12 protein-coding genes are annotated in these 15238 nt (G+C 37.8%); all 12 read right to left on the reverse strand.

Annotated elements, in window-relative coordinates:
- Nucleotides 1-204: 204 nt before the first annotated feature.
- Nucleotides 205-1071, reverse strand: a complete 867-nt coding sequence (locus tag BBS29_RS06670) for a 2-oxoacid:ferredoxin oxidoreductase subunit beta (RefSeq protein ID WP_068130431.1) — start codon at nucleotides 1069-1071, stop codon at nucleotides 205-207.
- Nucleotides 1072-1088: 17 nt separating this feature from the next.
- Entirely contained in the window at nucleotides 1089-2807 is a 1719-nt protein-coding gene (locus BBS29_RS06675; RefSeq protein ID WP_068130434.1) for a 2-oxoacid:acceptor oxidoreductase subunit alpha, read from the reverse strand.
- A 95-nt stretch (nucleotides 2808-2902) separates the two neighbouring features.
- The gene (locus BBS29_RS06680; RefSeq protein WP_068130438.1) at nucleotides 2903-3661 is read right to left on the reverse strand and encodes a TIGR00282 family metallophosphoesterase; all 759 of its coding nucleotides are present in this window, start codon (nucleotides 3659-3661) and stop codon (nucleotides 2903-2905) included.
- A gap of 47 nt (nucleotides 3662-3708) precedes the next feature.
- On the reverse strand, nucleotides 3709-5268 hold the full coding sequence (gene rny / locus BBS29_RS06685; protein WP_068130441.1) for a ribonuclease Y: 1560 nt from the start codon (nucleotides 5266-5268) through the stop codon (nucleotides 3709-3711).
- A gap of 140 nt (nucleotides 5269-5408) precedes the next feature.
- Nucleotides 5409-6446: a recombinase RecA gene (gene recA, locus BBS29_RS06690; protein WP_068130443.1), complete on the reverse strand. Its 1038-nt coding sequence runs from the start codon at nucleotides 6444-6446 to the stop codon at nucleotides 5409-5411.
- Nucleotides 6447-6611: 165 nt separating this feature from the next.
- Nucleotides 6612-7196 (reverse strand): CDP-diacylglycerol--glycerol-3-phosphate 3-phosphatidyltransferase, encoded by a 585-nt coding sequence (pgsA, locus tag BBS29_RS06695; protein ID WP_068130445.1) that lies wholly within the window; start codon nucleotides 7194-7196, stop codon nucleotides 6612-6614.
- 3 nt (nucleotides 7197-7199) lie between these two features.
- Nucleotides 7200-7949 carry a helix-turn-helix domain-containing protein gene (locus tag BBS29_RS06700; protein WP_068130448.1) on the reverse strand — a complete coding sequence of 250 codons (750 nt, stop codon included), beginning with the start codon at nucleotides 7947-7949 and terminating at the stop codon, nucleotides 7200-7202.
- Between the two features lie 14 nt (nucleotides 7950-7963).
- Nucleotides 7964-8653: an SDR family NAD(P)-dependent oxidoreductase gene (locus tag BBS29_RS06705; protein WP_068130449.1), complete on the reverse strand. Its 690-nt coding sequence runs from the start codon at nucleotides 8651-8653 to the stop codon at nucleotides 7964-7966.
- Entirely contained in the window at nucleotides 8646-9920 is a 1275-nt protein-coding gene (yfmH, locus tag BBS29_RS06710) for an EF-P 5-aminopentanol modification-associated protein YfmH (protein ID WP_068130452.1), read from the reverse strand. Before yfmH ends, BBS29_RS06705 begins: the two co-directional genes overlap by 8 nt.
- A complete protein-coding gene (gene yfmF / locus BBS29_RS06715) occupies nucleotides 9910-11166 on the reverse strand; it encodes an EF-P 5-aminopentanol modification-associated protein YfmF (RefSeq protein ID WP_068130454.1) in 1257 nt (418 codons plus the stop codon). Before yfmF ends, yfmH begins: the two co-directional genes overlap by 11 nt.
- A gap of 2 nt (nucleotides 11167-11168) precedes the next feature.
- A complete protein-coding gene (locus BBS29_RS06720; RefSeq protein ID WP_040929126.1) occupies nucleotides 11169-13499 on the reverse strand; it encodes an FtsK/SpoIIIE family DNA translocase in 2331 nt (776 codons plus the stop codon).
- A gap of 60 nt (nucleotides 13500-13559) precedes the next feature.
- Complete coding sequence (locus tag BBS29_RS06725; RefSeq protein ID WP_068130458.1) at nucleotides 13560-15236, reverse strand: ribonuclease J; 1677 nt, start codon at nucleotides 15234-15236, stop codon at nucleotides 13560-13562.
- Nucleotides 15237-15238: the final 2 nt, after the last annotated feature.

Raw genomic sequence — 15238 nt, forward strand, 5'->3', positions numbered from 1 at the left:
CTACTTTTACCTTAAATTCAAAGCTATGCTTTTTATACTTCATACAAAAACACCCCTAAAGTTGGATTTTCATGTCCAACTTTAGGGGTGCAGCTCAATTTGCGTAAACGCATGTTCAAATTCGTTAACGCAAAATCTCCAAAACCTCTCACCCAAACAAAAAGAAACACGCAAACTAAGATTCCTCTTAATTTGCGTGTTTTATTATGCGAAATGATTCATCAGTTCGTTAAACTGATCATCTTTTAATTTTAAATCATGATTAACGACTGCTTCATCTAAATAGCCGTCGATATGTGATGCATATGATTTAGAGTGATTGTCTTGATATAAAATTCCTTTTAATAACCCTTCGTGCTCGTTAATGTAGTTCATTACTTTGTTGCGATCTTCTCTATCGTAGTCTTCGATATCTTCGATATCAGTCACACGTTCTTTAAACCATTCATATGTGTTCACTTTGTTGTATGTGACACACGGACTATAAACGTTTACGAATGCGAAGCCGTCGTGTTTAATTGCCGCTTCAATTATTGCAGTTAATCCTTTAATATCAGACGAGACACTTTGAGCGACAAATGTCGCACCGCTTGCCATCGCAGTTGATATTGGAACGATTGGACTTTCAATTGAACCGTTTGGTGTCGTGTTCGTAACAAATCCTTTCGCACTTGACGGTGATGTTTGACCTTTTGTTAAGCCGTACACTTGGTTATCCATGACGATATACGTCATATCAATGTTACGTTTGATCGCATGAACAGTATGTCCAACACCGATCGCAAATCCGTCACCATCTCCACCTGTTGCGATAACTTCTAAATCTTTATTGGCCATTTTAATACCTTGGGCGATTGGTAGACTTCTACCGTGTGTTGCGTGGAAACCATATGAACGAATATATCCGGATACACGTCCACTACAACCGATCCCACTGACTAATGCTAAGTCTTCTGGCTCTAATCCAACGTTTGCAGAGGCACGTTGAATCGCAGATTGAATACTGAAGTGACCGCATCCAGGACACCAGTTTGGCTTTATATCGTTTCTAAAATCTTTAAATTTTGCCATGACTATTCATCCTTTAATTACAATAATTCGTTCAAATGACGTTCGATTTCTACCGGTTTTAACGGCGTACCGTCATATTTATTAAACTGAGACATTTTACCATGGTGTGGGTAGTTCATCTTAATGATGTTATATAGTTGTCCCGTATAGTTTTGCTCGACGACGAGTATCTCTTTAGCGCCATCTAAGTATGGCTGTAGTGCTTCAATTGGCACTGGGAACAGTTGACGCATATGAATCGTCGTTATATTTTTATCGATACGTTCGACCGCTTCATCGACTGGGCCGTTACCACTTAAGAAACTAATGACGAGTAACTCAGAGTCTACGTCACCATTTACTTTAAACGGTGCATCGATCGTTAGTCCCTCAAGTTTACGCATACGTTTGTCCATTTGTGTTTTACGGTTCACTGCACTTTCGTTAGGCGTACCGTTCGGGTTATGTTCAACACCCGTGACGTGGTGAATACCGCCTTTCACTCCAGGAATCGGTCGTGCGGAAATACCACTTTCTGTCACTTTAAAGCGTTCAAAGTAACTTTCGTCTCCGTCGATGTCTTCAGTAATCATTTGTCCTCTATTAATGACGACTTTTGAAGGGTCAAACGGATTTGATGACTGCTTACCGAGTGACATTTGTAAATCTGATAAAAGAATGACAGGCACTTGATATTCATCTGCTAAGTTAAACGCTTCAGTTGTCAGATAAAACGCATCTTCTACGTCAGTTGGTGCGAGGATGATTTTTGGAATTTCACCGTGCGTACCATAAATCATCTGCATTAAATCCGATTGCTCTTGCTTTGTAGGAAGGCCTGTTGACGGACCTCCACGCATCGTATCGACGATTACGAGTGGCGTTTCAGTCATACCTGATAGTCCAATAGACTCCATCATCAGTGACAGTCCAGGACCTGAACTAGATGTAAAACTTCTTGCACCTGCATAGTTCGAACCGATTGCCATCGTAACCGCTGAAATTTCATCTTCAGTTTGGATGACTGTACCATCGACCTTTGGTAAATGTTCGATCATATACTCCATAATGTCACTCGCTGGAGTAATTGGGTATGCTGCCATAAAACGTACACCTGCGTTTAATGCACCAAAACCTATCGCATCGTTACCAATGAGATATAAAGAATCACGAGTTTCAACTTTTTCTAATTCAAAGTCTCCGTCGATTTGGTCGAGTCGTTCTTCGATATAATTAAACCCGTCTTTTAATGCATTTATATTATTATCGACAATTTCTTGCCCTTTACGTGCAAACATCGTATAAATCATATCTGTAAACTTCTCAATATCAAGATGCATAAGACTTGCACTTGCACCGACAGCAACCATGTTTTTCATTAACTTACTGCCGTGTTCATTTGCGATTTCAGTAAATGGAACTGCGATGAGCTGAACGTTTAAATCCTCTTTTACTTCTGGTTTAAACTTTTCGTCAGCTAATATTACACCGCCATCTATTAACTCGCTTGCGTTAATATCGATCGTCTCTTGATCGAACGCAACTAATATATTTGTGTGGTCGCTAATTGATCGTACTTCTTTTGTTGAAATACGAATGTTGTTGTTCGTATGACCACCTTTAATTCTTGATGAAAAGTGACGGTAACTATATAAATAGTACCCCATACGGTTTAACGTCGTTGAGAAAATTTCACCTGTCGACTCAATTCCCTCACCTTGTTGTCCACCGACTTTCCATGATAATTGACTGATCATTTTCGTGCCTCCTCTAACAGTTAAATCATATCAAATTTAACTGTTGAATTCAGTGTACATACTGTCATTCACTTAAAATTCATACTTATGTCCGATTACTCTCGTATTAAAATCGGTTCAATTGTCTGTTTGACTGTATCAATCACTACTGCAGATAAAATACCATCACCTTTATCAGGTACGACATGTCGTTTTGGTAATTGGTCTAAAAATCTAGAAATGACCGCTTCTTTATCGATACCGAGTATGCCATCTTTATACCCTGTCATACCGACATCTGTTATGTACATCGTCCCGTTGTCTAAAACGACTGCGTCGTTCGTTTGAACGTGCGTATGCGTCCCGACGACAGCATTCACTCTACCGTCTAAATAATATCCCATTGCAATCGCTTCAGATGTCGTTTCACAGTGAAAATCCACAAATATTTGATCAGCGGATTCTCTTTTTAACAATGCATCGATTTCTGTAAACGGGTTATCAATCGACTCCATAAAACTACGCCCTTGTAGATTCACAATCATTAACGTTTCATTGTTAATATTTACTTTTTTAAATCCTTCGCCTGGAACGATTGACGGATAATTAAGTGGACGGATAATTTTTTTATCTGCTTCAAAGAGTTCAAATACTTCATCTTTATGAAATGCATGGTTTCCGAGTGTGATAAAGTCCACACCGTATCCCATGAGCTCTTTATAAATCGCTTTTGTCATCCCTTTGCCGTGTGCAGCATTTTCTCCGTTTGCGATTGTATATTGTATGTTATATTCTCGTTTTAACTCTGGTAAATTTTCCTTTACCATTCGACGCCCAATTTTACCGACAATATCTCCAATAAATAAAATTCTCAATCTTTTATTCCTTTCATAAAAAAAGATTGGAAACAATGTTCCAATCTTTATTTGGCATATTCTACAGCCCTCATCTCACGGACAACTGTCACTTTAATATGTCCTGGATACTGCAGTTCATCTTCGATTTGTGATTTAATATCTCGAGCGAGTCGATATGCTTGTACATCATCGACGTCTTCTGGACGAACCATAATTCGAATTTCTCGTCCCGCTTGAATAGCAAACGACTTCTCTACGCCGTCGTAGCCTTCTGCAATTTTCTCTAAGTTTTCAAGTCGTTTTACGTAATTTTCTAACGTTTCACGACGTGCACCTGGACGTGCTGCACTTAATGCGTCAGCTGCTGCAACGATTATAGAAATGATACTCGTTGCTTCAACGTCACCATGATGTGAAGCGATTGCGTTAATCACTGTCTCGTTTTCTTTGTAGCGTTTTGCTAAGTCTACTCCGATTTCTACGTGTGAACCTTCGACTTCATGGTCGATCGATTTACCGATATCGTGGAGTAATCCTGCACGTCTCGCGAGACTCACGTCTTCGCCAAGTTCAGCAGCGAGCATACCTGCTAAAAATCCAACTTCTACTGAGTGCTTTAATACGTTTTGACCGTAACTTAAACGGAATTTCATCTTACCAAGATGTTTAATGAGTTCAGGATGTAAATTATGAATATCCAATTCGAATGCTGCTTGTTCACCAGCATCACGAATGATACTCTCCATATTACGTCTTGCTTTATCGACCATTTCTTCAATGCGTCCTGGGTGAATACGTCCATCTAAGACGAGTTCGTCTAACGCATTTTTAGCGATCGTTCTACGTATTGGATCGAATCCTGAAAGGATAACCGCTTCTGGTGTATCGTCGATAATTAAATCGACTCCTGTTAACGTTTCAATCGTACGAATGTTACGACCTTCACGTCCGATAATACGACCTTTCATTTCGTCGTTTGGTAAGTTGACAACAGATACCGTCGATTCACTCGTGTACTCTGCTGCGTATCGTTGAATCGTCGTCGCAAGCAATTCTTTTGCTTTTCGGTCCGCTTCATATTCCGCTTGTTCTTGACGCTCTTTTAGCATTACAGCCATATCGTGTGACAGTTCTTTTTCGAGCGCTCTAAAGATTTCATCTTTAGCTTCAGCACTTGTTAATCCGGAGATGCGAGTTAATTCATCATTTTGTTGACTGATGATTTCATTAATCTTTTGTTCCTTGGCATCCACCGATTGCTGTTTGTCTTCAATTTTCGCTTCTTTTAAATCTAATATCTCATCTTTCTTATCTAGAGTTTCACTTTTTCTATCTAAGTTTTCCTCTCGAGAAAGTAGTCGAGATTCAAAAGCTTGTAGTTTTTGTCGTGCATCGTTTTGCTCACGATCAAACTCTTCTTTTAACTTTTGATTGTATTCTTTTGCTTCAAGCAATTTCTCCTTTTTTAAATTCATCGCAGTTTTATTTGCTTCTTCGATGATATGTTCAGCTGAAGATCTTGCTTGTTGCTGCTTATTCGTCATAATTCTATTGACGATTAAATATCCGATAACAACACCGAGAATAATACCAAGTAAGATTAAGAAAATGTCTTTCATGTCCACAAAAAACACCTCCCTAATACATGCTATTCACGTGTTGGTTAAAAATGTGTATTTTAAATATAATAATTTATCATACAGATTTCATTTTATATATTTTACATAAAAAAATCAAGCATGAGAGTGACTCATGCTTGATAATATTACTCATCAAATAGGCTGTTTTCTACTTCTTCACTTTCTTCAGTGACTTCACCTTCAAAGCCTAATTCGTTTCGTAATTTATCATTAATTTCTTCTAGTACTTCAGGGTTATTCGTTAAGTACTCTTTTGCGTTTTCTTTACCTTGACCGAGTCTTTCCCCGTTATAAGAGTACCACGCACCGCTTTTATCGACGATGTCGTATTCGACTCCGAGATCGAGAAGTTCACCTGTTCTAGAAATACCTTGTCCGTACATAATATCTACTTCTGCTACTCTAAATGGTGGTGCAACTTTGTTTTTAACAACTTTAATTTTCGTACGGTTTCCGACGATATCTTGTCCGAGTTTTAACTGTTCTGCACGGCGCACTTCTAAACGAACTGAACTGTAGAACTTCAGCGCACGTCCACCAGGTGTCGTTTCCGGGTTACCGAACATAACTCCAACTTTTTCACGAATTTGGTTGATGAAAATCGCTGTCGTATTACTTTTAGAAATTGCAGCAGATAGTTTACGTAATGCTTGTGACATCATTCTCGCTTGTAAACCGACGTGAGTATCTCCCATCTCACCTTCGATTTCTGCTTTTGGTGTTAATGCTGCAACTGAGTCAATAACGACGATATCCACTGCACCACTTCGTACGAATGCTTCGGCGATTTCTAATCCTTGCTCCCCGTGGTCTGGCTGAGACAGGTATAAATTCTCGATATCGACACCTAAGTTTTTAGCATACACTGGGTCCAGTGCGTGCTCAGCATCGATAAATGCAGCGATTCCACCTTGACGCTGCACTTCAGCAATCGCATGTAATGCGACTGTCGTTTTCCCTGAAGATTCTGGTCCGTAGATTTCGATAATTCTACCTTGTGGATATCCACCGACACCGAGTGCACGGTCTAATGTGATCGAACCTGATGACGTCGTTTTTACTTTACGTCCAGGATCGTCACCGAGTTTCATAACGGCACCTTTACCGAACATCTTATCCATATTCTTTTGAACAGTTTCTAGAGCTTTTTGTCTTTCATCCATCTATTACATTCCTCCGAACTATCTTTTAAATCATTTTTCGATATTTAAAGTATACCATAACAAAAAATAAAAGACGAATATATGTTCGTCTTTTATGTGCTAAATTTCAAATATTAAATTCAGTATTTTAAATATCGCTTACTTTTTAAAGCAGATAATTAAAAGTTACGCTTTTTGATTTAAAAACACGTCTCGTCCTTTGTAGAAATACTCAATCATCGATAAAATCGTGAAGAACACTGCGATATATAGAGATATCATGCCGATAGATACCCCGATATAATTGACAAATAAATCTCCAAATAGAAGTAAGACGAGAGCAACCATTTGGAATACTGTTTTAATTTTTCCTAAATTACCAGCGGCACTGACAAACCCTTGTTCGATTTGAAGTAAACGTAATCCTGTAACTGCAAATTCTCTTGCGATAATTACGATAGCGATCCAACTTGAAATTACTGACCACTCGACTAATACAATGAGACCTGAAGCGACGAGTAGTTTATCTGCAAGTGGGTCTAGAAATTTACCCATATTTGTAATTAAATTTAACTTTCGTGCTAAATAGCCGTCTAACGCATCTGTGAGTGATGCGACGACGAAAATAATCGCTGCGATAAGTTGCTCAATTAAAATCTCGTTTCCTCCAAGTATCGCTACTGTACCGAAGTTAAAATCGTTAATTGCAAATATAATAAAGACCGGTATTAGTATGATTCTTATCACTGTAATCCAGTTAGGTAAATTCATAGTTTACTCCCTCTCAATCGTAAAATGATAAAACAACGTGCCGTCATTTTGTACTTCATCGTCTTCTAATTCAACATCATTCACAAAAATACTGAGTTTGTCGTTGTCTTCAACTGCAATAAATAACTCTGATGCATCTGACTGAATTAAATATGTCTCATCATTAATTGTTTCGTTAACATACGTATTATTGTTATCGTCTGTCATGTTGACAGTACTCCCGTCACCTTTAAACGTGACGTTAATGTCATTTGACGTATTTATCGTATAAAATGCTGTATTGTCTTCAACGCGCTCTAGCGTTACGTTAAACGTGTCGCTTTCTTCTTTAGGTGAGACTTCGACCTCATCATATACAGGAGACTTTCTAAAGTAATCTCCTTGTCCACCGACTTGTAAAAGAACAAGCCAAAGAACAAACAACACTCCGATCACAATTAAAAAAGTATATATCGTCTTTTTTAAATAGAGCATGTCTTTATCGACTTTATTTTCTTTACGTTCTTTATAGACCGCTTCTTTTGTCGGTATTTCGTCACCATAACGTTCAAACAAATCGTCACTATTTAACTGTAAAGCATCCGCATACGTACGAATTAAATACTTCGTATGACTACTATCCGGAAGCGCGTGATAGTCGCCTCTTTCAATCGTTTGAATAATGTCACGACGAATATTCGTACGTGCTTCAATTTCACGTAACGTAATGCCTTTTTGTTCTCTCACATTTCTTAAATATGGTCCTAAACTCATAATTTAACCCTTCTTTATAACGTGTACCATCCACCGTTAATATTTAGCACTTCACCTGTGATCGATTGACTCTCTTTACTGAGTACGAAGTTCACAAGTTTTGCAACTTCAACTGGTTCAATCAGTCTTTGCTGTGGTAACTCTTCGAGTAAAACTTTAATATCCTCTTCACTTAAAAGATTAGTCATCTTACCTTTAACAGCACCTGGTGCGACGGCGTTAATCGTAATATTCGTACTCGCGTACTCGACAGCGAGTGAACGAACGAGTGTGTTTTGTGCACCTTTCATCGACGCATAAACACTTTCACAACTCGCACCAATTTGACCGTACACACTTGAAATAACGACGATGCGTCCGTGTGAACTCTTCTTTAATCTCGGTAATGCTGCCTGTATAAAAACAATTAAGTTCCGCACTTGGATGTTATACTGTTCGTCGATAACATGTAGTGGTGTATCTTCTAGCATATCAAAATACGCACTACCAGGTGTATAAATTAAACAATCGATTGTTTCGATATGTTTAAACGTCGCTTCGACTTCTTCTATAGAAATCGGCTGTGATAAGTCAAAGTAATGATGCAAATTGTCATAAGTTGACGGTGTGTGTCTAGAATAGCTAATGACGTGTTCGTCTTTTAATTCGTTATGTATTGCGGATCCAATGGATCCGCTACTTCCAACTAGTATGACGTTACGCATTTTTCATCATCACGACAGAGACATAGTCGTCATTTAATACAGTGTTAAATGCATCATTCACGTCATCGACGGTAATCGAATCGACGATATTTGGAATGTCATAAAGGTTGCCACCGTCTAATAAATATTTTGTATATTGATTTGCAATATATTCTGGTGAATTTAAAGAAGATAAATAGTCACCAATTGTTTCACGTTTTTCGCTTTGTAACATCTCTTCAGTGAAATAATCCGTATTTTTAACTTCATCGATAATCGCCTGAATTCGCTGAATCGTTTCTTCAGGTTTTTCACTATGTGCAATAAATAGCGTGTGTGAGAAGTCAGATTCCCCTTGGAAGCCGTATTGGAAACTATCATCTACAAGATTTTCATCGATTAGATCATAGAAATACTGAGATTTCGCTCCAAATACCATCTCTAACGCAAACATCATTGTGAAATCGAGTTTTAATAACGACGCGTCATCTAAATCGTGATTATATTTATATCCGAGCATCACTCTGTCATCCGACACGTTCATCTTAATTGTTTTTTCTTTGTCGTGAACGTGATTTTCTTCAGTCACTGTATGAAGTGTTAACTCTTTCGGGTCGTGATTACGTTTTGATTGATGTGTTTCGATAAAACTAAATAACTCACTATCATCTAAATCACCGACGACGATTAACACCATATTGTTCGGTGCGTAAAATGTCTCATGACACAAATATAAATCTTCTTTTGTAATTTGTTGAATCGAGTCGAGCGTTCCAGCGATATCAATACGAACCGGATGTGTGTTATATAGTGACTCCATCATCGTAGAGAATAATTTATACCCCGGATTATCTTGATACATTTTGATTTCTTCGTTAATAATACCGACTTCTTTTTCAACAGATTGATCGGTGAAATAAGGCTCTTCGACCATATCCATAAGGAGTTTTAAGTTGTCATAAAAGTTGTCTGTACAACTAAATAAATAACTCGTACGGTCAAAAGATGTAAATGCATTCGCACTTGCACCGTGTTCACTAAATTTATGGAAGACATCACCATCTTCTTTTTCAAACATTTTATGCTCTAAAAAGTGTGCGATTCCGTCAGGAATTTTGTGCGTCACACCGTCGACTGTAAAATGATTATCTACAGAACCAAAACGCGTCGTATACGTCGCAAACTTTTTGTTAAACCCTGGCTTTTTAACGTAAATGACTTCTAATCCGTTTGGGAGTGTTTTACTAATGACTGTTTCTTCAAGTGCTTCATAATATTTAACTGTCATCACTTTCTCCTCCTGTTAGCGTATATACCGTATCGAGATGAATCGAGTGCGCTGCTTCAATAATATCTTCACGCGTAATGCTTTCAACTTTTTCTTTAAATTCATCATCTGTCAATCCTGTTAAGTTTTCGCTATATACAATTGATATCATACCTTTTGCTCGATCTTTACTGTTTTCTCTATCTGATAATAACTTTTTCTTCGTCTCTTCTAAAAACTCAGTAGTAAAGTCACCATTTTGGAATTTTTCAAGTTCGATAATGATGTGCTGTTCCGTTTCTTTCACACGTGAGTGGTCAACTCCAGCTAAAGCAAATAAATATCCATTTTTAATATCGACGTTTGAACTAATTTGATACGCTAACGAACGTGCTTCACGTAAATGCTTAAATAGATAGCTCGACGCGCCACCACCAAACATACGGTTAAAAATACGCACTGACATTTCGTTAGTTTTTTCTTTATCGATTCTAAAACCTAAAATTGCTTTAGACTGTTCTACGTCGTCATGCATTACTTTGTAGTTGACAATTTTTTTAAGTTCTACTTCATAATTATTGAACGGTAATTCAACATAGTTTTCTCTATCGTAGATTTTTTGTAAAAGATTAATTGAACGATCGTCAATATTTCCACAGAGTAAAATCATCATTTCGTCCGTATCCATCATCGACTTGTGAACTTTTTTAATGTCATCGATTGTAATTTCATCGATATCTTCAATATTTCCGTAAGACAGTTGTCCTTCTGGTTTATCTCCAAACATCTCTTTTAAAAGACCTGTGTATGCGCGCTGCATACTGTTATCCATCATACTTTTTAGACGGTTTTTATAGAGTCGTTTTTCTTTTTCTAAAAATTTAACCGTTTCTTCATCGTAAGAGAATGGTGTCGTTAACACGTCATTTAATAGTTTAGACATGTGTTCTAATATGTTTAAGTCTTCTTTAATAAAACGTTCGTTTACAAACTCTAACGTAAAGTGGACGAGATGACTCGTCCCAACTTTTGACGTTTGATACGTTAGATGTGCACCGTAATATTCTGATAAATACTGTACGAGTGCCGCTTCACTATTATGCGTCTTTGTACGTTTTACCATCATGCGAGCAAGTAAATTTCTCGCTGTAACAGTGTTTACGTCTAACTCATTTCTAAATGTGACGCGTAACGTGAATGTTTTAAATTTATTTGTATCGATCGTTACGATTGGAATGTTATTTAATCGTTCATTTCTAATTTCCAATACTAACTCTCCCTCTCATCCATTTCGTCTTCTGTGACGAGTACGTTTCTCGGCTTTGAACCACTTGCTGGTCCGATAATACCGTTACGCTCTAAATCGTCAACGAGACGCGCTGCACGGTTATAGCCGATTCTAAATTGTCGTTGAAGTAGACTTGCACTTGCGCGCTGCTCTGTGATGACGAACCATTTCGCTTCTCCGTATAATTCGTCTTCAGATTCAACTTCTTCTTTTTTCGGCTCTTTTTGATTTAATATGACCGACTTATCGTAATTTGCTTTCATCTGGCTCGTGACGTAATTGACGACATCGTTCACTTCTTCATCTGATAAAAATGCCCCTTGGACACGAACTGGTTTTGATCTACCAGATGGTAAGAAGAGCATATCCCCTTTACCTAGGAGTTTTTCTGCACCCCCAGAGTCTAATATCGTACGAGAGTCAGTCGTTGAGCTGACGGCAAATGCAATACGTGACGGAATGTTTGCTTTAATGATCCCTGTAATAACGTCAACAGATGGACGCTGTGTAGCGATAATTAAATGAATGCCTGCGGCACGTGCCATTTGTGCAATACGCGTAATGCTTGCTTCAACGTCTTTACTTGCGACCATCATTAAATCTGCAAGCTCATCGATGATGACGACGATATACGGCATTTTAGATACTTTATCTTTATCTTCAGCTGTACGTTCTAAGTAATTGTTATACGCTGAAATGTTTTTAGTATTCGTTGCACTAAATAAGTCATATCGACGTTCCATCTCGTTTACGACGCGTTGTAAAGCGTCCGCTGCTTTTTGTGGATTCGTCACGACTGGACTCAGTAGGTGTGGAATACCGTTATATACATTTAACTCCACCATTTTTGGGTCGATCATCATTAATTTCACTTCATGCGGTTTAGCATTTAGTAAAATCGAAATGATAATACCGTTAATACATACGGATTTACCGCTTCCTGTAGACCCAGCAACGAGCAAGTGTGGCATCTTGTTTAACTCTGCCATAATCGGTGCACCAGAAATGTCTTTACCAAGCGCAACTTCTAGTGGGTTTGTACTCGTCTTACGCTTCATGACTTCACGTAATGTAACCATAGAAACGACCGAGTTCGGCACTTCAATACCGACAGCTGATTTACCAGGAATCGGTGCTTCGATACGAATATCTTTTGCTGCAAGCGACAGTGCAATATCGTTTTGTAAATTAATAATACGGCTAACCTTTACGCCGATATCCGGCTGCACTTCAAACTGTGTTACAGCTGGACCGATTCTAATTTTTGAAACTTTCGCTTTTACACCGAAGTTATGAAGTGTTTCTTCTAAAACTTTACCTTGTTTTAACACGACGTCATTTGACATCTTCTCTGACACTTCAGCATCTTTTAGTAGTGTAATCGGTGGTACTTTATACTCGAGAAGCTCTTTAATTTCTTCTTCGTCTAGTTCGTCGAGTGGAGTATTCTCTTCGACGTCTTCAATCGAGTCATCGAGTTCCTCTTCTTCGTACTCTAAATCAACAGTCTCATCTTTTGTTTCAACGAGGTCACTGTCGATATCATCACTGCCGACAATTTCAGGTTCATATACTGTTTCTTCGACCTCTTCTTCGATATCATCATGACTTGAAGACTCGATAATTGGATCTTCAACTTTAGTTTTCTTCGCTTTTTTCTTCTCTATTTTCTCTGGTTTGTTCGCGCGTTTTTCTTTATTTTTCTCGATGATTTCAGACGTTTTACTATTGATGTTTTTACCCGTCACTGATAATAATTTCCCGACGCGAGAAAAATCTTTACGCAGTTGTTCTTCGACGCTTTTATTTCGAATCATAATAATCGAAAAGTAAATAAACACAGCAGCAAGTAAAACTGTACCGATAAAGCTGAGCGTGTTATTCATCGCTGTAAATAGTACTTGACCAATAATTCCGCCACCGGTGAAGTTTTTAAATCCTGTCGTAGCGATCGTATTTTTTATTTCATCAAAACTATAAAAATTATTAATGAGTGGTTTGTTCGTTAAATAAAGCACACTATGGAATAAAAAAATCAGTCCAAATTGTAGCAATATATAACCGAACATGCGCTTTGTGAATGGGAAGTTACGGTTCATGGCGACGTAAATACTCGTTAATGTAATGATTAAGTACGTAAAATATTTACTCGTTCCAAACAGGTACGTAAATATTGAATCGATATATTCACCAAAACTACCGAGTTGAAACAAAGATATAAAGACAAGTAATAATGTGATAAAACTCGTTAACGCATAATAGGTTTGGCGCTCATCTTTCTTTTTACGACGCGTTGCTTTCTTTTTCGCCATCACAAACTCCTTCCTAAAAAATTTGGAGATACTATAATATAATATCTCCAAAATTCTTTCTTATATTTCAGATATGATTGGTATAATCATCGGACGACGTTTCGTACTTTCGTATAAGAACTTAAGTAACGCTTCTCTAACGTCTTGTTTTAAGTCGTTCCAGTCTAAGTTTCCTGATTGAATAGAATCTTCAACGACTTCTTTTACAATTGCTTCAGCAGTGGCTAATAGCTCTTCACTTTCTTTGACGTAGACAAAGCCACGACTTTGAATTTCAGGACCGGCTTTAATTTTTCGCTCGTTACGATCGATCGTAACAACCGCAATGAATATACCGTCTTCACTTAATATACGGCGGTCTCTTAAGACGATGTTACCAACGTCCCCGACACCTCTACCGTCAATTAAGACGTTACCTGCATGTACTTTTTCTTGATAGTACATCTCTTCTCCGTCGTAGCTGACGACGTCACCTTTTTCAAGTAAGAAGATATTTTCTGGATCGATACCTGCTTCAGCAGCAAGTTTTGCGTGAGCAATCTGGTTTTTATATTCGCCCTGAACAGGAACAAAATATTTCGGTTTAAATATATTAAACATCATTTTTAACTCTTCACTTAAACCGTGACTCGATGCGTGAATTCCACTTGTCGGTAAGTAAATTTTAGCACCTGCTTTAGTTAAGTCGTTTAGCGTTGAATATAAAATGACTTCCATGTTTGACGATGGCGTCGTTAAAATATACACTTCATCGTTTTCTTTAATGTTTGTCACTTCATGCGTTCCTTTTGACATCTCTGTCAGTGCATCGAATGGTTCCCCTTGTTTACCAGTTGCGATAATGACAATTTCATTATCTGGGAAGTTTTTAATTTGATGTGACGGAACGAGTAACCCTTCAGGAATATCGAAATATCCGAGCTTTCTTGCGACTTTAAACGATGCTTCTAACGTCTTACCTAAAAATGTCACTTTTCGGTTTGCTTTATGTGCGTTTGTTAACACTTGTTGAATACGTACGAAGTTCGATGCATAAAGTGACACGATAATGCGCCCTTTAGATTTTAAGAAATCCGTTAATAACTGCTCTTCGATAATATTTTCAGGTGTATTATATCCGCGCTTTTCTGCTTCTGTAGAATCACTAATTAATACGAGACAATCATCTTCACGTGCTAAGTCGTACATCTTCGCACCGTTAAATCCGTAATCTCCTTCGAGACTTTGATCGAATTTAAATTCTCCCGTATAGACAATTGAACCGTACTTCGTTTTAATTGAGCATCCGTAAGAATCTGGAATACTATGGCTCGTTTCGAAAAATTCAAAACTTGCATTTTTAAAATTCATTTTTGATTCACTATTAATTGTATAGAACTTTTGTTTTTTACGAATATTTAATTCTTTAAATGATTCTTTAATTAAAGCAATCGTCAGCTTTGAAGCATAAATCGGTACGTCGATATCTTCTAAAATATACGGTAATGCACCGATTGAATCTGCATGACCATGCGAGATAAATATCGCTTTTAAACGGTCGATATTTTCTTTCACGTACGTAATGTCCGGAATAACGACATCTACACCGTACATTTCGTTTTCCGGAAACATTAACCCCGCGTCTAGCATGAACATTTCATCGTCTACCTCGACGATATACATGTTTTTAGCAATCTCTCCAACTCCGCCGAGTGGGATGATTTTTACGTTCGCGTCACGCTTTCTTTCTTTTGCCACGA

The organism is Nosocomiicoccus ampullae, assembly GCF_001696685.1.
Taxonomy (GTDB): Bacteria; Bacillota; Bacilli; order Staphylococcales; family Salinicoccaceae; genus Nosocomiicoccus; species Nosocomiicoccus ampullae_A.